Annotated in this window: 14 protein-coding genes; 3 read left to right on the top strand and 11 right to left on the bottom strand. The window is 74.2% G+C overall.

Annotated features, from left to right (window positions below; translation table 11 throughout):
• The first annotated feature begins 17 nt into the window (after nucleotides 1–17).
• Nucleotides 18–1721 carry an alpha-glucosidase gene (locus tag AVL62_RS02265; protein ID WP_058890061.1) on the top strand — a complete coding sequence of 568 codons (1704 nt, stop codon included), beginning with the start codon at nucleotides 18–20 and terminating at the stop codon, nucleotides 1719–1721.
• A 45-nt stretch (nucleotides 1722–1766) separates the two neighbouring features.
• Here AVL62_RS02265 and AVL62_RS02260 read toward each other — a convergent pair whose 3' ends face one another.
• From AVL62_RS02260 to AVL62_RS02220, 9 genes are all read right to left on the bottom strand, one after another.
• Nucleotides 1767–3002 (bottom strand): amidohydrolase family protein, encoded by a 1236-nt coding sequence (locus AVL62_RS02260; RefSeq protein WP_058890060.1) that lies wholly within the window; start codon nucleotides 3000–3002, stop codon nucleotides 1767–1769.
• Nucleotides 3003–3116: 114 nt separating this feature from the next.
• The gene (locus AVL62_RS02255) at nucleotides 3117–4442 is read right to left on the bottom strand and encodes an SPFH domain-containing protein (RefSeq protein WP_058890059.1); all 1326 of its coding nucleotides are present in this window, start codon (nucleotides 4440–4442) and stop codon (nucleotides 3117–3119) included.
• Between the two features lie 51 nt (nucleotides 4443–4493).
• Complete coding sequence (locus tag AVL62_RS02250; RefSeq protein WP_058890058.1) at nucleotides 4494–4991, bottom strand: NfeD family protein; 498 nt, start codon at nucleotides 4989–4991, stop codon at nucleotides 4494–4496.
• 300 nt (nucleotides 4992–5291) lie between these two features.
• Entirely contained in the window at nucleotides 5292–6464 is a 1173-nt protein-coding gene (gene metX, locus AVL62_RS02245) for a homoserine O-acetyltransferase MetX (RefSeq protein ID WP_235585466.1), read from the bottom strand.
• A 1-nt stretch (nucleotide 6465) separates the two neighbouring features.
• Complete coding sequence (locus tag AVL62_RS02240; protein ID WP_058890057.1) at nucleotides 6466–7800, bottom strand: bifunctional o-acetylhomoserine/o-acetylserine sulfhydrylase; 1335 nt, start codon at nucleotides 7798–7800, stop codon at nucleotides 6466–6468.
• Nucleotides 7801–8202: 402 nt separating this feature from the next.
• Nucleotides 8203–9171, bottom strand: a complete 969-nt coding sequence (locus AVL62_RS02235) for a hypothetical protein (RefSeq protein WP_058890056.1) — start codon at nucleotides 9169–9171, stop codon at nucleotides 8203–8205.
• Between the two features lie 139 nt (nucleotides 9172–9310).
• A complete protein-coding gene (locus AVL62_RS02230) occupies nucleotides 9311–11302 on the bottom strand; it encodes a beta-propeller domain-containing protein (RefSeq protein WP_058890055.1) in 1992 nt (663 codons plus the stop codon).
• Between the two features lie 228 nt (nucleotides 11303–11530).
• Nucleotides 11531–13255: a sodium:solute symporter family protein gene (locus tag AVL62_RS02225; RefSeq protein WP_058890054.1), complete on the bottom strand. Its 1725-nt coding sequence runs from the start codon at nucleotides 13253–13255 to the stop codon at nucleotides 11531–11533.
• The gene (locus AVL62_RS02220) at nucleotides 13252–13533 is read right to left on the bottom strand and encodes a DUF4212 domain-containing protein (RefSeq protein ID WP_058890053.1); all 282 of its coding nucleotides are present in this window, start codon (nucleotides 13531–13533) and stop codon (nucleotides 13252–13254) included. Before AVL62_RS02220 ends, AVL62_RS02225 begins: the two co-directional genes overlap by 4 nt.
• 233 nt (nucleotides 13534–13766) lie before the next feature.
• Between AVL62_RS02220 and AVL62_RS02215 the strand changes: the two genes are divergently transcribed.
• Nucleotides 13767–14156 (top strand): hypothetical protein, encoded by a 390-nt coding sequence (locus tag AVL62_RS02215; protein WP_083518617.1) that lies wholly within the window; start codon nucleotides 13767–13769, stop codon nucleotides 14154–14156.
• Between the two features lie 3 nt (nucleotides 14157–14159).
• Nucleotides 14160–15080 carry a hypothetical protein gene (locus tag AVL62_RS02210; protein WP_058890052.1) on the top strand — a complete coding sequence of 307 codons (921 nt, stop codon included), beginning with the start codon at nucleotides 14160–14162 and terminating at the stop codon, nucleotides 15078–15080.
• Nucleotides 15081–15171: 91 nt separating this feature from the next.
• Here AVL62_RS02210 and AVL62_RS02205 read toward each other — a convergent pair whose 3' ends face one another.
• Entirely contained in the window at nucleotides 15172–15693 is a 522-nt protein-coding gene (locus tag AVL62_RS02205; protein ID WP_058890051.1) for a PspC domain-containing protein, read from the bottom strand.
• A 1329-nt stretch (nucleotides 15694–17022) separates the two neighbouring features.
• Nucleotides 17023–18555 (bottom strand): murein biosynthesis integral membrane protein MurJ, encoded by a 1533-nt coding sequence (gene murJ, locus AVL62_RS02195; protein WP_058890050.1) that lies wholly within the window; start codon nucleotides 18553–18555, stop codon nucleotides 17023–17025.
• Nucleotides 18556–18570 lie beyond the last annotated feature (15 nt).

Here is an 18570-nt window from a genome sequence, read left to right as displayed (position 1 = left end):
ACCCTAGAGTGGGCGGTATGCCGCTGCCGCTCGACGAGCCCCTCCCGCGCGACTGGTGGTCCTCCGCCGTCGTCTACCAGATCTACCCCCGCAGCTTCGCCGACAGCGACGGCGACGGCATCGGTGACCTGCGGGGCGTCCTGGGCCGGCTGGACCACCTCGAGCACCTCGGGGTCGACGTGGTCTGGCTCAGCCCGGTCTACCGCAGCCCGCAGGACGACAACGGCTACGACATCAGCGACTACCAGGACATCGACCCCACCTTCGGCACCCTCGCCGACCTCGACGAGCTCGTCGAGCAGCTGCACGCGCGCGGCATACGCCTCGTCATGGACCTCGTGGTCAACCACACCAGCGACGAGCACCCGTGGTTCGAGGACAGCCGGACCTCCCCGGAGGCGGACCGGCGGGACTGGTACTGGTGGCGCCCGGCGCGGCCCGGGCACACCGGGGGAGAGCCCGGCGCCGAGCCCAACGACTGGCGCTCCTTCTTCTCCGGCCCGGCGTGGGAGTGGGACGCGGCGAGCGGGGAGTACTACCTGCACCTCTTCAGCCGCAAGCAGCCCGACCTCAACTGGGAGAACCCGCAGGTCAGGGAGGCCGTCTACGCGATGATGCGCTGGTGGCTCGAGCGTGGCGTCGACGGCTTCCGCATGGACGTCATCAACCTCATCTCCAAGCCGCTGGACCTGCCGGACGGTGACGCCTTCGCGCTGGTCGCCGACGGCCCCCGGGTCCACGAGTTCCTCGCGCAGATGCGCGAGCGCGTCTTCGCCGACCACCCCCGCGCCTTCCTCACCGTGGGCGAGATGCCCGGTGTCACCGCGCAGGAGGCGCGTCTCTACACCGACGCCGACCGGGGGGAGGTGGACATGGTGTTCCAGTTCGAGCACGTCGACCTGGGGATCGGCCCGGGCGGCAAGTTCGACCGGCTGCCCATCACCATGCCGCTGCTACGGGCCAGCCTCATGGGCTGGCAGACCGCGCTGGCGGACACCGGCTGGAACTCGCTCTACTTGGACAACCACGACCAGCCGCGCGCCGTCAGCCGCTTCGGCGACGACGACCCGGCGTGGCGCGAGCGGTCGGCCAAGACCCTGGCGACGGTGCTGCACACGCTGCGCGGCACGCCGTTCATCTACCAGGGGGAGGAGCTCGGTATGACGAACCTCCCCTTCTCGTCGCTGTCCGAGCTGCGCGACATCGAGGCGCTCAACCACGTCGCCGAGCAGGAGGCGGCGGGCCGACCGGCGGAGGAGCTGCTCGAGGGCATCCGCGCGGTGGGTCGCGACAACGCCCGCACACCTGTGCAGTGGACGGACGCGCCGGGCGCGGGCTTCACCAGCGGGGACCCGTGGATCGGCATCAACCCGAACCACGTGCAGATCAACGCGGCCGCCCAGACCGGGGTCCCCGGGTCGGTGCTGGAGCACCACCGCGCGCTCGTGGCCCTGCGCCACGACGAGGAGGTAGTGGCCAGGGGGACGGTCCGGCCGCTGGCGATGGACCACCCGGACCTGTGGGCCTTCGAGCGAGAGCTCGACGGCGTCGGTCTGCTGACCCTCGCCTCCTTCACCCGGCAGCCCCTCGTCGTCCCGCCCGAGCTGCTGCAGGGGTGGGACGGGTCCGAGGTGGTGCTCGCCACCTCGGAGGGCGCCGCGGGCGTGCTGCACGACGGGACGCTGCCGGGCTGGGAGTCGGTGGTCCTGCGCCGGCGGTGAGCGGCCGGGACCTGCCTCCGGACGGGGTGCGGCCCGGGGGCGGGGTCAGGTCAGGGTGAGCCCGTCGGCGACGACCCGGCCGCGGTGCAGGACGGTGCGGTCCTGCGGCCGGTCCATCACCACGGACGTCGGGGTCTCGCCCGCGACGAGCACGAGGTCGGCCCGGTCGCCGGGCGCCAGCCCGGGCCGGTCGGCGGTGCCCGCCAGCCGGGGCAGCTCGCGGTCCATGATGCTGGCGCCGCCACGGGTGGCCACCGCCAGCGCGTGCTCGACGAGCTCGTCGGCCCGGAAGCCGTGGGTGAAGGCGAGCTGCCAGGTGCGGTCGAGCAGGTCGCCGTTGCCGTAGGGCGACCAGTAGTCGCGCTGGCCGTCCTGACCGAGCCCGACCCGGACGCCGGCCTCGGCGAGCCGGGCGAGCGGCAGCGTCTGCCGGCCACCCGGCGCGACCGTGGCGGTGGCGATGTCGAGCTCGGCCAGGCGCTCGACGAGGCCCTGCGTCTGGGACTCGGTGCCGTCCCACAGGCCGTAGCCGTGCGAGATGAGCACGTCCCCCTGCATCCCCAGGGCCGCGGTGCGCTCGCAGACCAGGTCGGCGGAGAAGCGGCCCAGGTCACCGGGCTCGTGCAGGTGGATGTCGACGGGCACGGCATACCGCTGCGCGAGGTCGAAGACGAGGTCGAGGTGACGGACCGGGTCGCGGTCCAGGCTGCACGGGTCGATGCCGCCCACGACGTCCGCGCCGGCGCGCAGGGCGTCCTCCAGCACCCGGGCCGACCCCTCCTCGCGCAGCAGCCCGGCCTGCGGGAAGGCGATGACCTGCACCTCGGCCCGGTCGCGGTGGGTCTCGCGGGCGGCGAGGACCGCCTCCAGCCGCTCCAGCCCGCAGTCCACGTCGACCTGCGCGAACGACCGCACCCGGGTGGCCCCGCGGGCGATCATGAGGCCCAGCGTGTGCGTCGCCCGTCCGACGACGCCGACCTCGGCGTCCCGCCAGTGCGCCCGGTCGTTGAGCATCATCGTCCACACCCCGGGACCACCGGTGTGCGGCCGGAACGGCAGCCCCAGCCGGGTCGAGTCGAGGTGCACGTGGACGTCGCTGAAGGACGGGAGCAGCAGCCGACCGCGTCCCTCGAGCTCCTCCTCGCCCGCGGCCCCGGGGTGCCGGGCACCGGCCGGCCGGTCGGCCTCGTCGTCCCGAGGTCGCACCTCGGCGACCAGCCCGCCCTCGAGCCGGACGTCACTGGTCGGGCCGCCCCAGGGGCGTACGTCGCGGATCCACATGGGCCACAGACTACGAGCGGGGCACGACACCAGGTGTCGTGCCCCGCTCGTCGCGCCCCGCCGGTCGGGACCGGCGGCGTCGGCGCTCAGCGCTGCGTGGTCAGCGCCGCGTGCTCAGCTCTCCTCGCGCCGCCAGGGCTGGCCCTCGCCCTCGGCGCGGTCCCAGGGCTGCGCCTCACGGTCGGGCTGCTCGGCGGACTGCCCCTGGCTCTGACCGGCCTGCTGGCCCAGGTCGGGGGCGACCTGCTCCGGCTGCTCCAGCTCACCCAGCCGGCCCTGGCCCTCACCCCCACCCGTGCTCTGCTGCTCAGCGGTCATCGCCGCAGCACGCTTGGCCTTCTCGGCGGCCTCGGCGACCGCCCGGTCGGCGTCCTCCTTGGACCGACCGCGGTTGGACGTCTCGGCGTCGCGGGTCGCGCCCTCGGCCTCCTCACGGGCCCGCCGCAGCGCCTCGCGGGGGTCCTCCAGGGTCGGGGTGTCCATGTCGTCCAGGCCCAGGTCGCCGGCGTCGGAGCGTAGGCCCTGGGAGGGGGCGTCCAGCGCGGCCGCGTCACCGGGGCGTCCGCCGCCCAGCGCGTTGCCGATGCCCGACAGCGCGGCGGTGAGCTCGGTGGGCACGACCCACATCTGGTTGGAGTCGCCCTTGGCGATCTCGGGCAGCATCTGGAGGTACTGGTAGGCCAGCAGCTTGCTGTCCGGGTTGCCCTTGTGGATGGCGTCGAAGACCTGCAGGATGGCGCGCGCCTCACCCTGGGACTCGAGGATGGCCGACTGCGCGGTGCCCTCGGCCTTGAGGATCTGCGCCTGCTTCTCACCCTCGGCGGTGAGGATCTGGCTCTGCTTCACGCCCTCGGCGTTGAGGATGGCCGCGCGGCGGTCGCGCTCGGCGCGCATCTGCTTCTCCATCGAGTCCTGCACGCTGGCGGGCGGGTCGATGGCCTTGAGCTCGACCCGGTTGACCCGGATGCCCCAGCGGCCCGTCGCCTCGTCCAGCACCCCGCGCAGCTGGCCGTTGATCATGTCGCGGCTGGTCAGCGTCTGCTCCAGGTCGAGCGAGCCGATGACATTGCGCAGCGTGGTGACGGTGAGCTGCTCGATGCCCTGGATGTAGTTGGCGATCTCGTAGGTCGCCGCCTTGGGGTCGGTGGGCTGGAAGTAGATGACGGTGTCGATGGACACGACCAGGTTGTCGCTGGTGATGACCGGCTGCGGCGGGAAGCTCACGACCTGCTCACGCAGGTCGACCACCGAGCGGGGCCGGTCGATGAATGGCACGAGGAAGTGCAGGCCGGCGTCCAGGGTGCGGTCGTACTTGCCGAGCCGCTCCACGATGACGCTCGTCGCCTGCGGCACGATCCGGATCGCCCTGGCCACGGCCACGACGACGAAGAGCGCGAGCAGGAGGACGACGGCCCAGACGATGACGTTGATGGGATCCATCTAGCTTCTCCTTGGTTGGGTGATGCTGAGGTATGCGGTGCCGCGCCGCGGTCAGTCGCGTGGCGGCTCGAGGTCGAAGGGCTTGTCCTCCGGGGGCGCGGCGGCGACCACTGCGGTCGCCCCGTCGATGCGCACCACCGTGACGAGGTCGCCCTCGGCGAAGGTCTGCCCCTCCAGCTCGGCCCGGGCGGTCCAGCTCTCGCCGCGCAGCTTGACGAGGCCGTCCCGGTCGGAGACCGGCTCCAGCACGGTGGCGGTCTGGCCGATGTTGCCCTCCATGAGGATCTTGCCGCCCTTGCCCTCCAGACGCAGGTGGCGCAGGGCCACCGGGCGCAGGGCGAAGACGAAGAGGCCGGAGGCCACGGCGAAGATCAGCACCTGCCAGATGAGACCGACACCGATCGCCCCGGCGACGATGCCGGCCACGAGCGCGCCGAGCGCCAGCATGAGGAAGAGCAGGTCGAGGGTGGTCATCTCGACGATGCCGAACGCCAGTGCGGCGCCGATCCACCAGAGCCACTGCGGAGAGTCGCGTAGCCAGTCGGGCATGTCGGGCTCCTTTCCCCTGTGACCCTCGATCCTATGACGTAGACGTCAACGACGCGCGGTCGGTTCCCGGCCGGCCCTCGTCAGGCCCCACCACCGGATCACCAGACCCCCCACCGTCCCCTCATCCCCCGTCCCCTCACCCCCCGTCCCCTGACCCCGCCGTCCCCTCACCCCCACCGTCCCCTCACCCCCCACCGGACGCGTGGTCAGGCGGCACCGGACGCGTGGTCAGGCGGCACCGGACGCGTGGTCAGGCCGCACCGGACGCGTGGTCGCGCCGCGCCCGGTGCGGCCCGACCGTCACCAGAGGCCGGTACCGGCCAGTCTCGGCAGCTCCGACCGCGTGGCGGGCACGGTCGGAGCCGCCGGCTCCCCACCTCGGAGGGCTCGCGCGATGATCCCGAAGACCTGCTCGGTCTCCACAAGGAAGGCGTCGTGGCCGTAGGGGCTGTCGATGACCGCGAGCTCCCGGCAGGTCGGCGCGGACGCGACGACCTCCCCGTCGGCCGGCGTGAAGAGCCGGTCGCTGCTCACGACGCCGACGGTGAGCTCCGCGGTGATCCGCTGCAGCGCGGCCGCGACGCCACCGCGCCCCCGCCCGATGTCGTGGCTGTTCATCGCCTCGGTGAGGACGAGGTAGGCGTTGGCGTCGAACCGGCGCACGAGCTTCTTGCCGTGGTGCTCGAGATAGGACTGCACGGCATACCGGCCGCCGCGCAGCGCGTCCTCCCCGTCCTGCGCCCCGCAACCGAAGCGCAGCGCCAGCTCCGCCGCGGAGCGGTATGTCGTGTGCGCGATCTGGCGGGCGATCTCCAGCCCGGCGCGGGGTCCCGGTCCGGGGTAGTAGTCGCCGCCGTGGAAGCCCGGGTCGAGGCGGATGGCGTGCAGCTGCGGCACCGACCAGGCGATCTGGTCGGCGCTCGCCACGGCGCTGGCGGCGAGGACGACGCACCGTCGCACCCGGTCCGGGAAGGTGGTGGCCCACTCCAGCGAGCGCATCCCGCCCACGGAACCGCCCACGACGAGCGCGAAGCTGTCGATGCCGAGGCGGTCGGCCAGCAGGGCCTCCGCGTGCACCTGGTCGCGCACGGTGACACGGGGGAAGGAGCTGCCGTAGGGCCGGCCGTCCGGCGCGGCCGAGGACGGCCCGGTGGTGCCGCCGCAGCCGCCCAGGACGGAGGGTGCGACGACGAACCACTCGTCGGTGTCGATCGGGCATCCCGGACCGATGAGGCCCGGCCACCAGCCGGACGTCGGCTGACCCGGCCCCTGCTCCCCGACGACGTGGCTGTCGCCGGTCAGCGCGTGCAGCACCAGGACGGCGTTGCTGCCGTCGGCGGCGAGGCGGCCCCAGGTCTGGTAGGTGACCCGGACGTCCTCGAGGATCTCCCCGGACTCCAGCGCGAGCGGGCCGACCGGCTGGGTCCGTCGCCGGGAGCGGGGAGGGTGCTCCTCGAGGGGCACGGTGGCCATGTCAGGCCGCCTCGGTGCCGCGGGCCGCGGCGGCCGCGGCGGCGAAGCCCCGGTCGAGGTCGGCGAGGATGTCCTCGATGCCCTCGATGCCGACCGAGAGCCGCACCAGCCCGGGGGTCACGCCCGCGGCCCGCTGGGCCTCCGGGGTGAGCTGGGAGTGGGTGGTGCTGGCGGGGTGGATGACCAGCGAGCGGACGTCGCCGATGTTGGCGACGTGGCTGTGCAGCTCCAGGGCCGAGACGAAGGCGCGCCCGGCGGGGGCTCCGCCCTCGATCTCGAAGGCGAGGACGGCACCCGCACCGCCGGGCAGGTACGTCTGCGCCCGCCGGTGCGAGGGGTGGCCGGGCAGGCCGGCGTAGGCCACCGTGGCCACCTGGTCGTGCGCCTCCAGCCACTGCGCCACCCGCTGCGCGTTGGCGACGTGCCGCTCGATGCGCAGCGACAGCGTCTCCAGCCCCTGGGCGATGAGGAAGGCGTTGAACGGCGACACCGCCGGCCCGAGGTCGCGCAGCAGCTGGACCCGCGCCTTGATGATGTAGGAGACGTTGGCGCCGAGCAGGCCGCCCTCGCCCAGCGCCTCGGCATACACCAGACCCTGGTAGGACGGGTCGGGCTCGGTGAAGCCGGGGAACCTCCCGCCGCGGCCGTAGTCGAAGCGGCCGGCGTCGACGATGACCCCGGCGATGGAGGTGCCGTGGCCGCCGAGGAACTTCGTCGCCGAGTGCACGACGACGTCGGCGCCGTGCTCGATCGGGCGGCAGAGGTAGGGCGTGGCGACCGTGTTGTCCACGACGAGGGGCACGCCCACCTCGTGCGCGACGTCGGCGACCGCGCGCAGGTCGAGCACGTCGCTGCTGGGGTTGGCGATCGTCTCGCCGAAGAACGCCTTGGTCTCCGGGCGCGCGGCGGCCCGCCACGCCTCGGGGTCGGCCGGGTCCTCGACGAAGGTCACCTCGATCCCCAGGCGGGGCAGGGTGCGCGCGAAGAGGTTCTGGGTGCCGCCGTAGAGGCTGGGGGAGGAGACGATGTGGTCGCCGGCGCCGGCGACGTTGAGCAGCGACAGGGTGACGGCCGAGGAGCCGGAGGCCACGAGCAGGGCACCGACGCCGCCCTCGAGGTCGGCGATGCGGTTCTCGACCGTCTCGGTGGTGGGGTTGGTGATGCGGGTGTAGATCGGCCCGAGCTCGGCCAGGGCGAACCGGTCGGCTGCCTGGTCGGCGTCGTCGAAGACGTAGGAGGTGGTCTGGTAGATCGGCAGGGCGCGCGCGCCGGTCTGGGTGTCGGGGGTCTGGCCGGCGTGGATCTGCCGGGTGGCGAAGTCGCTGTAGGTGCTCAAGGGAGGTCTCGTCTCTCGCTGGGGGGTGGCAGGGTGCTGGTCACTCTGCTGAGCCCGCCTCAGCAGCGGGAGGGACGGGGCGGAGAAGGGTCGTCCGCGGCGCGTCGGCTGCGAGGGGTGGGCTCAGCAGCGGCGCATTCGGCGGGAGCGGCTCGTCATGCGTCCTGTTCTACAGGCCGGTCACCACGAAGTCAATGCGGGCGCAGGCCGTCCGAGCACGCCTCTCCCGCAAGATCTGCAGCGGAGATGGTCCCTTGGTTCAATCCTTCGGTATGCCGCCCGCTGCGGTGCAGAGCCGGGTCACCTCGTCGCTCGCCACGAAACCGGGGGTGGTGCAGAAATGGTGCTGCAGGGTGGTCGCCAGGGCGACCGGTCCGCAGCACCGTTCGTGCACCACCGGGGTCAGCCCCGCCGCTCGACGACCCGCACGTCCGGCATCGGCGACGCGGGGCCCAACGCGACCAGCTCGTCCACCCTGGCGAGGAAGCTCCGGGGTCGGGCGTGCAGGGTCCACGGGGTCACGCCGAGCACCCTCGCCCCGGCGGCCACCAGGACGGAGTCCTTCTCGACGGTCGCGGCCCACCGGTCACCGCCCCGGTCGTCGACGCCCTGGTGGTACTGCCGCGAGTGCACCTGCAGAGCCGCTCCCATCGTGGGCATCCAGCCGTCCGGGCAGGCGAGGAAGCGGCCGGTCCGGGCGTGCACGAGCCGGCAGTTGGTCAGCAGCACGGGCAGGTCCGGCCGTCGGTCCCATAGGCGGCGCAGGACCGCCTCCGGGCGGGACCAGGCGCCCCCGGTGAAGGCCTCCAGCCCGGCGCGCACCCGCTGCACCTGCACCCCCGGGCGCTGCCACAGCTCGGCGTCCAGCTCCGCCGGCGCGGCGAGCCCGCGCTGCAGGATCGCGATGGCCAACGCCTCCTGCTCGGGCGGCGGCACCCGCTCCAGGCACACGGCGTCCACCAGCGCCCGCGCGGGCGGTGCCACCGCCAGCGGGCCATCGCGCCTCGCGGGGTCGGGGAGCCGGGTGGTCCGGACGGCCCTGGCCCCGTCGTGCTCCCGCGCCCGGGCCGTGGCCGGCACGAGGAAGGTCGCGACCTGCCGCGGCGGCGTCCGGACCCCGTGCTCGCGGAGGGCGACCAGGCCGGTCAGCACCGCGTCCTCACCCGCCCACAGCGCCGTGGCCGTGAGGAGCGCCTCGGGGCCCAGCGGCCCACGGTGGGGGGACACGACGCGCGGGTAGGGCATGCGCCATACCGTCGAGCGTCGGTGCCGGATCTGCGCCGGCGTCCACCCCGCGCCCCGCAGCTGCCCGACGGTCGCGAGCCCGCGCTGGCCGGCGACGTCGGGGAAGGGCGGGTGCTGCGGTGCCATGCGACCATGCTGCCGCGGCGCGCCGGGCCCGCGCAGCGAGCAGCCTCCGCCCTGTGGACGAGCAGGATGGTGCAGGAACGGTGCTGCACGGTGGTCGCCAGGACGACCCGTGCGCAGCACCGTTCCTGCACCACCATGCTCAGGCTCCGAGGTCGATGGTGCTCACCGGCTCCAGGGTCGTGAGGTCGGCCACGTGCAGGGTGCTCTCGCCCAGGACCCAGAGGTGGTCGTCGACGACCAGGGTGCGGCGGGCGTGGTCCCCGGTCACGCCGGAGTCGCCGCCCAGCTGCAGCCGCGGGCCCTGGGCCAGGGCGCCGGCGTCGACACCGGCCGAGACGACGCCGGTCCACTGCGAGGTCTCGGTCCACGCCTCGGCGGGCAGGAAGAGCTGCCCGGTCCGCGGCCACCACGTGAAGGCCCGGTGGTCGTGCTCCGCGGCGGACCAGTGGTCCGCCCACGTCTGCTTCGCGACCTGGGTCGGGGCGGACGGGTCGGAGATGTCGAACAGCGAGACCTGCAGCCCCGTCGTCCGCCCGTCGTCGGTCGCGTCCTGGCCGACGCCGAGCAGCAGGTCCTCGCCCACCGGGTGGAGGTATGCCGAGTAGCCGGGGATCTTCAGCTCGCCGGTGACCCGGGGCTCGGCGGGGTCGGAGGTGTCGAGCAGGTAGAGCGGGTCGGTCTGCCGGAAGGTCACCACCGCCGCGGTGTCGGCGGACAGGTAGCGCACCGCGTAGATCTGCTCGGTCTCGCCGAGGCCGTCGACGCGCCCCTGCTCGACCAGCCGGTCCCCCTCCTCGGCGAGCACCACCAGCGAGCTGCTGGACGGGGTGCTGCCCGAGCCGTCCATGGTCGTGGCGACCCGGATCCTCCCCCCGTCCTCGTCCAGGCTGAACTGGCCGAGCAGACGGCCCGGCACGCTCCCCGAGGCCACGTGGGCGGTCGAGTCCGGGGCGGTGAGGTCGAAGGTGTGCAGGGCGGTGGTGGCCGCTGCCCCGCCACCCCGGGGGAGCGTGTCCGGCCCGTCGCCGGCGGCGGAGGACCAGGCCTCCCACGGGCTGGTCGCCACGACGAGGCGGTCGGTCGAGGCATACACCGTGGAGCCGGAGGCGATGAGCCCACCGGCGGAGGTGATCTCGAGCTCGTCCTGCGCCAGGTCGACGGTGAGCACCGACATGGTGGTGAGCCCGGAGAACTCCGGCGGCCGGGCCACGTCCTCGCAGGGCACCGCGAGCCGGGCCCCGTCGGAGCGGGTGCCCTGGACGGTCTGGACGTGGGGCAGCCAGTCGTCCAGCGTCGAGGCCCGGATGATGTCGCGGTTGACCTGCTCGGCCTCCTCCTCGGCGACGAGGCTCCCGGTGCGCGGCTGGACGAACGCCAGCCCGGGGGGTGGGGTGACCATGACGACCCGGGCGGTGCCGTCCTGCATCCGTGCCGAGCGGTAGTCGCCCTCCAGCCGGAGCGTGCCGCCGGCGCTCGGCTCCGTCGGGTCCGAGACGTCGACGAGGGTGACGACGGTCCGGGTGGCCTCGAACGCGGGGAAGGAGGTCAGCCCGTCCGCGGCGTCGGGGGTCGGCATCGGCGCGACCTGCTGCGGCCACTCGCGGGTGAGCACCAGGACCTGCCCGGTGGCGCGGTCCAGCAGGAGCTCCGCGTCCGACCCGAGGTCGCGCCCCGGGAGCCGCAGCGAGCCGACCTGGGTGCGGGTCGCGACGTCGACGACGACCAGCCGGCCACCCCGGGTCGTCACGAGGATCTCCCCGTCGGTCTGCACGACGTCGGGCTCCTCCACGCCCTGCTCCTGGTTGTTGGTGCCGGAGAAGTCCTGCCCCTCCACGGCGCTGCCCGTCCCGTCGCCACCCCCCACCGAGCTGTCGGCGGCTCCGGACTCCTCCCTCGCGAGGTCCGGCCCGAACCACCCGGCACCGGTACCGAGCCCCCACGGCCCGACCCGCTCGAGCGCGTGCTCCTGGACGTAGTCCAGCAGCTCCTCGCAGGAGCCGAAGTCGGTGAGCTCGGCGGCCCCCGCACGCGGCGGGGCGACGACGTCGGCCGGGGTGCAGGCCCCCAGCGCCAGCGGCAGGGCGAGCAGGGAGGCGGCGAGGGCGGTGCGGCGGCCAGACGACGGTGTCATGGCGACTCGATTCCTGGGAGGGGGCCCGCGGTGCGCGAGCCCGGGCGGTGCGTCGGTCAGGCGTATGACGCCACGTCACCCTCCCCGGTTCCGTCCCCACCGCGCGTCCGGTGCGTCCCCACCGCGCGTCCGGTGCGTCCCCACCGCGCGTCCGGTGCGGCACGCGGACCGGCCGCCCGTCCTGCAGGGGCAGGTCGGGCGGCCGGTGGGTGGTGCCTCGGCGGTCGTTCAGCGGTCGTCGTCGAGGTGGTGCTCCTCGGCGTACTCGCTGAGGTGGCCCTCCGCGTGGGCGGCCACCAGCTCCGAGCGGCCCGGGTAGCGGACGTCCTCCACCACCTGCTGCATCAGCTCGCTGGGCTCCTTGGTGAAGCGCGAGACGACGACGATGGTGAGGAGGTTGAGGATCATGCCGATCGTCCCGATGCCGGTCGCGGGGATGCCCAGGATCGGCTCGTTGCCGAAGAAGGTCGGCAGAGTCCACAGCTGGTACAGCAGCGTGACGCTCAACCCGACCGCCATACCGGTCGCGGCGGCCGTGGCGGTCGCCTTCTTCCAGAAGATCCCCAGGAAGAGGATCGGGAAGAAGGAGGCGGCGGCCAGACCGAACGCGAGGGCGACCACCTCGGCCACGAACCCGGGCGGGTTGATGCCGAGGTAGCCCGCGACGAGGATGGCGGCGGCCATGGCGATCCGGCCGACGCGCAGCTGCTGGGCGTCGGTGGCCCGCGGGTTGATCTTCTTCCAGTAGATGTCGTTGGCCACCGAGCTGGAGATGACCAGGAGCAGACCCGAGGCGGTGGACAGCGCCGCCGCCAGACCGCCGGCCGCGACCAGGCCGACGATGGGCGCCGGCAGGCCGGCGATCTCCGGGGCCGCGAGCACGACGATGTCGTTGTTGATCGCCAGCTCGGTGCCCTCGCCGATCGCCCCGGCGACGTCGATGACCCCGTTGCCGTTGAGGTCGGTGACGGTGATGAGCCCGACGTCGCTCCAGGTGTTGAACCACGCCGGGGTGTCACCGATCGCGCTGCCCGGGATCTGGGTCAGCACGTTGTACTTGCTGAACGCGCCGACCGCCGGGGCGATCGTGTAGAGCAGCGAGATGAAGAACAGCGCCCACAGCGCCGAGTAGCGCGCGGCCCGCACCGACTTGGCGGTGTAGAAGCGGACGATGACGTGCGGCAGCCCCGCGGTCCCGAACATCAGGGCGGCGGTGATGAGGAGCATGTTGACCATGGAGGTCTGGGTGAAGGCCTCGGTGTAGGCCGCCAGCCCGAGGTCCTGCTGCAGGCCGTCCAGCTCGCCGAGGATCTGCCCGAAGCCGATCTGCGGGAAGGGGTTGCCGGACAGCTGCAGCGAGATCGCCACCGCGGGGATGATGTAGGCGATGATGAGCACGGAGTACTGCGCGACCTGGGTCCAGGTGATGCCCTTCATGCCACCGAGCACGGCGTAGAGGAAGACGATGGCCATGCCGATGACGACGCCCCAGGTGCGGTCGACGCCGAGGAAGCGCTGGAAGACCACGCCCACCCCGGCCATCTGCCCGGCGACGTAGACGAACGACACGACCAGAGCGCAGACCACCGAGACCAGGCGGGCGGTCTCGTTGTAGCGGTCGCCGACGAAGTCGGGCACGGTGTACTTGCCGAACTTGCGCAGGTAGGGCGCCAGCAGGAGCGCCAGCAGCACGTAGCCGCCGGTCCAGCCCATGAGGAAGACCGAGCCGGCGTAGCCGTTCTGGCTGAAGGCGATGAGCCCGGCCATCGAGATGAACGACGCGGCGCTCATCCAGTCGGCGGCGACCGCCGCACCGTTGGCCGGCGCGGGGATGCCGCCGCCGGCCACGTAGAACCCGGCCGTGTCGGAGACCCGGCTGCGGTAGGCGATCCAGATGTAGAAACCGAACGTGAGGACGACGAAGACGAGCGTCCAGGCCTGGATGGGGCTCACTGGTGATGCACCTCCTGCTCGTACTCGGTGATGCCGAACTCCGCGTCCAGCTTGTCCATGCGCCACACGTAGAAGGCGATGAGCAGGACGAAGACGATGATGGACCCCTGCTGGGCGAACCAGAACCCGAGCGGTATGCCGAAGATGCTCACGGTGTTGAGCAGGTCGACGAAGAGGATGCCGGCGCCGAAGGACACCAGGGCCCAGATCACCAGCAGGACCGACATCAGGCGGACGTTGCGCCGCCAGTACTCACGTCGTTGGTCGACGTCAAGCATGGAGCCTCCTTGCTCTGCAGGACGGATGTGGCCAGCAGGCCTACCGAACAGCAGGCCGTGACGGGGCGGCAAGGAGCGCGCGGCGGTGGTGCGCCGAACGGTGCCGCCGGTGCGGCGAGCGGCGAGGTGGCGGCGACGAGTGGCACCGCCCCTCCCGTGGCCGGTCGCGGACCCGCCCGCCGGGCCGGCGCGCGGGCCACCCCAGCGGGGGGACGTGGCATACAGTGCCGCTCATGCGCTCCCGACGCGCCCCGGGCCAGGGCCGGCTGCTCCTCGCCGCGGGGATGATGGTCCTCGGCGGCTTCCTGCCCTGGGTCTACACGTATGCCGGTCCGGTGAGCGGCGCCGTCGGCGCGGGTCTGTGGGTGTTCTACGCCGGGCTCCTCGCGCTCGCCGGCGGGATGGTGCCGGCCGTCCGGCTGCGCGGCCTCGTCGTCGCCCAGTCGGTGGTGTGCGCGGTCGTGGCCCTGGGGCTCCCGCTCTGGCAGGTGGTGCATCTCCTGCGCCTCGTGGGTCTCCAGGGGTGGATGCCGGGGCCGGGACTGGTGCTCAGCGCCTTCGGCGGGGTGCTCTGCCTGCTGGCCGCCCGGCAGCTCTCGCAGGTCCGGCCGGTCCAGGCCTGAGCCGTGGACGCCGAGCAGCTGCGCGAGCGGGTGCTGGAGCTGGAGGACCTGCGGGCCCGCTCCCGCCGCCTACGGCTGTCCCGGGAGCGGCTGCAGCCTCGGCTCGACCGTGACCGGGCGCTGCTGGCCGAGCGCACCCGGCTCCGCGACGCCCATCAGGGAGACGTCGACCGGCTGGACCGCCAGGGTCCGCATCGGTGGATCGCCTCCCTCGACGGATCGCTCGACGAGCGGCGGCAGCGCGAGCTGGCCGAGGCGCAGGAGGCGGCCGAGCGGGTGGAGGAGGTCCGCGCCCGCCTCGCGACCCTCGCCCTGGAGGCCGACCAGCTCGACGGCGACCTCGCGGCGCTGGGGGACACCGAGACGCCCTACCAGGAGGCGCTCGCCGACCTCGTGCTCGCGGCCCGGGCCGGGACGCCCCGGCCCGGGGTGCGGGGGAGTCCCGGTCCGCCTCCGGAGGAGCAGATCGTCACCTGGGCCGAGCGGCGCCAGCAGGCCATCGCCCGGCGCGCCGACGTCGAGGTGCTGCTGCCGCAGGCCCGGGCGCTCGTCCCCGTGCTGCGACGGATCAGCGCCCGGATCCCCGTGGTCGCGGCCGGGATGGAGGCCTCGGCGATGGCGACCGACGTGCACGGCGCCGCCTTCTGGTCCGACGGGCTGGGCGAGCTGCGTCGCCAGGTCGCCGCGGCGGACGAGGCCGTCCTACGGCTGCGCGAGGAGGTCGAGGGCTCGGAGCTGCCTGACCTGCCGCTGCCCGACCTGAGCGGCTTCCCCTCGCCGTCCCCGGGCTGGCGGATGGTGGACTCCACGGAGGTCGCGGCCCGGATGGACCGGGCGCAGCAGTGGGGGGACCGGGTCCTCGCCGAGACCGAGGCCCTGGTCGACCAGCTGCTCCGGCTGCGGGAGGAGCTGGCCGACGCCTGAGCGCCGTGTCGGGCGCGCACGAGCGCGCCGGCCCGCCCCGAGGGGCCGGGCCGGCGCGGCCACCGCTGCTGGCGGGGAGTCCCTGCCCCGGTCAGCGGGTGGCGTCCTCGCGCGGCCGGCGACGGTGCGCGCGGGTCCACGCCCAGTAGCCCAGGGCGGCCAGCGCGGCCACCCCGACGAGCTCGGGCAGGATCGCGGCGAGGAAGGACAGGCCGCCGCCGAGCACCCCCAGCGCGGCGAACGCCCCGAGGGCGAGGACGAGCAGGGACCGGCCCCGACCGTCCCGCAGGCCGCCCTCGAGGTGGGTGCGCCCGGCGGGGTCGGGCAGGAGCGTCCAGGCGATGAGGTAGATCCCGACGCCCACGCCACCCAGGAGGGCGACGACGGCGGCGGCGGCGCGGACAGCGATCGGCGCGACGCCGAGGCGGTCGGCCACGGTGGCGCACACGCCGCCCAGCACCGCGTCGTCCGTGCGGCGGGCGGGGAGGCGGCGCAGCGCGGCGTACACGCCGTCGAGCGCGGAGGAGCGGTGCTCCCCGTCCTGCTGCGGACGGGGCTGCGGGAGGATGGGTGGGAGGTCGGGAGCGGGGGTGGAGGCGGTGTTCTCGTTCATGGGTCCAGCCTGCCGGGGGAGCGGCGACGGGACGACGGGGCAGGCTCCCGGATCCGGGAGGGGGATATCCCCCCTCGGCCGGCGGCGGCGATTCTCCCCCCGATGAGGCCGGCGGGCGCATAGGGTCTGCACATGTCCACCGCCGGGAGCCCTGCCGCGTCGGTGCTCATCCTCGCGCACACACGTGACCGTGGCGCCGTGACCGCCGCGCGGGCGCTGCGCCGCGCGGGCTGGCGGGTCGGCGTGGGGTCCTCGCGACCCGGTGCCGGCCTGGTGGGCTCCTCCCGGTCCGTCACCCGCACCCACCTGGTGCCCCGACCCACGGGTGACCCCGCGGCCTTCGTCGCCGGCGTGCGCCGCGCGACCCGCGAGGGAGGGTATGCCGTCGTCGTCGGCTCCGGCGACGACTGGATGGCGGCCCTCACCCACCACCGCGACCTCCTCGACACCCCGGTGGCGCATCCCGCGTCGTCGGTCGTCGGCGCGGCGACCGACAAGCTCGTCCTGGCCGAGCTGGCGACCCGGGTCGGCCTGGGCACGCCGGCGACCTCGACCCTGCTGCCCGGGGCGAGGGCGGACGTCGCCCTGCCGGTCGTGGTGAAGAACCGCTGGCACTGGTCGCCCCAGCAGAGTCGCACCCACCGCATCGAGACGCGGGTGTGCTCGACCCGGCAGCAGCTCGAGGAGCACCTGCGCGCCTTCGAGGGGTCGCAGGACCAGCCGATCCTGCAGGAGCCGGTCGACGGTCACCTGGCCGCGGTCATCGGCGTCATGCACGAGGGGGATCTGCTGGGGAGGGTGCAGCAGGTCTCCCCACGGTTGTTCCCCACCCCGTCGGGGGCGTCGGCGCGGGCGCGCACGGTCCCGGTCGACGCCGTCCTGGCCGATCGCTGCGAGGAGCTGCTGCGCCACCTGGGGTGGACGGGGCTGGTCGAGCTGCAGTTCCTCGTGGGTGCCGACGGCGAGCACCGTCTCATCGACCTCAACGGCCGGTTCTTCGGCTCCCTGGCCCTCAGCGAGCGCGCGCGTCCGGGCCTGGTGGACGCCGGCCTGCGGGCGACGACGGGCGCGTCCGTGCCCCGGCTCGGCGAGGGCCGCCCCGGGGTGCGCTACCAGTGGCTGGCCGGTGACCTGCGGCGCGCTCGTCAGGAGCGGCGCGGGGGAGTGGCGGCGGACCTGACGGCCACCCTGTGGTGGGCGACCCGGGCCCGGCACAGCGTGGCGGCGCTCAGCGACCCCGGGCCGGCGCTGCACCTGGTGGCCGGCAAGGTCGGTGCTGCTGCCGAGCCCGACGCGTCCGTGGCCGCCGTCGGCCCGACCGTCGAGCGGTCACCGGCGGCGCACCTGGCGCACCACCTGGAGGGCGACGTAGCGCTCGGGGGCACGGAGCACGGCGAGGGCGAGCTGGTAGGTCACGGCCGCGACCACGAGGCTCAGCCCGGCGCCCGCCCAGGCCGGCTCCAGGCCCGCCAGCCGCACGGCATACCCCGTGACCAGGGCCGCGCCGAGGCCCGCGACCGCGGTGCGGCCTAGCAGCGGCAGCGTGCTCCGGGCGGGGACCAGCCCGTGCCGCCGGGCCGCGAGCCAGCCGGTGAGCCCGGCGGCCACCAGCAGCGAGGCCGACGTCGCCAGGACGATCCCGGCCACGCCGAGCAGCGGGGCGAGCGTGAGGTCCCCGACGACGTTGACGACCATCGCCAGCACACCGACGGCCACCGGCCCGCGGGTGTCGCCGACGGCGTAGCAGGCGCTGACGAGGACCTGCCGGCAGGCCAGCGCCAGCAGCCCGGGCAGGAAGCACACGACCGCCACCGCGGTGACCTGCACCGCGCGCTCGTCGAAGGCCCCCCTGCCGAAGGCGAGGGTGACGACCTGCTGCGGCGCGGCCAGCAGGGCCACCGCGACGGGCGCGAGGAGGGTCAGCGAGACCGCGAGCCCCCGGTGCACCAGGGCCCGCAGCCGCTCCCGGTCCTCCGCCCCCGCCGCCGCGGCCATCGCGGGGTAGAGCGGGGCGACGAGCGCCGCCACGACGAGCGTCTCCGGCAGGTTGACCAGCCGCCAGCCGAGGAAGACGGCGGTCACCGCCCCCTCGCCCACGGTGGACGCCACGGCGCGGTCGACGATGGTGTTGACGTTGAGCATGGCCTGGCCGACGAGCAGCGGGGGCAGCAGCCAGCCGATCTCGCGCACCCCGGGCGAGCGCGGGTCGAGGCGGGGCCGGACCGGCCAGCGGTGCTGCGCGACGGGGACCAGCTGCAGGGCCAGCCGCGCGAGCGATCCGACCACGAAGCCCACCGCCAGGGCGACCACCCCGATGCGCGGGCCCAGCAGCCCGGCGGCGGCGATCATGACGAGGTTGAAGGGCACCCCCTGCAGGGCTCCCCAGCTGAAGACGCCGTGCGCCTGGGCCAGGGCCACGAGCAGGTCGGTCGCGGCGACCAGCACCGTCGTCACCAGGACGATCCGGGTGAGCAGCACGAGCAGGTCGGCCGCCTCGCCGTCCAGGCCCGGGGCCAGCACCCGGGACACCGGCGCGGCGGCGAGCCCCAGGGCGACGCTCAGGGCGCCGATGCCCACCACGGCGAGGGTGAGGACGACGTCGAAGGTCCGGTGCCCCGGGCACTCCTGCTCGCCGTCGGCCTCGCGCGCGAGCACCGGGGTGGAGGCCCGGGTGAGGGACGTGCCGAGCAGCCCCAGGACGATGTTGGCCAGGCCGAGCGCGACGAAGTAGGCGTCCAGCTGCGGCCCGGCGCCGTAGACGGCCGCGATGACGGCGTCCCGGACAAAGCCGAGCAGGGTGGAGACGCCGGTCAGTCCGGCGACGAGCACGGCGGCGCGGCCGATGCTCCAGCGGGCAGCCACGGCGCCGCTCAGCGC

The organism is Serinicoccus chungangensis (genome assembly GCF_001483745.1).
GTDB lineage: Bacteria > Actinomycetota > Actinomycetes > Actinomycetales > Dermatophilaceae > Ornithinicoccus > Ornithinicoccus chungangensis_A.
This window is presented reverse-complemented; position numbering and strand designations above follow the sequence as displayed.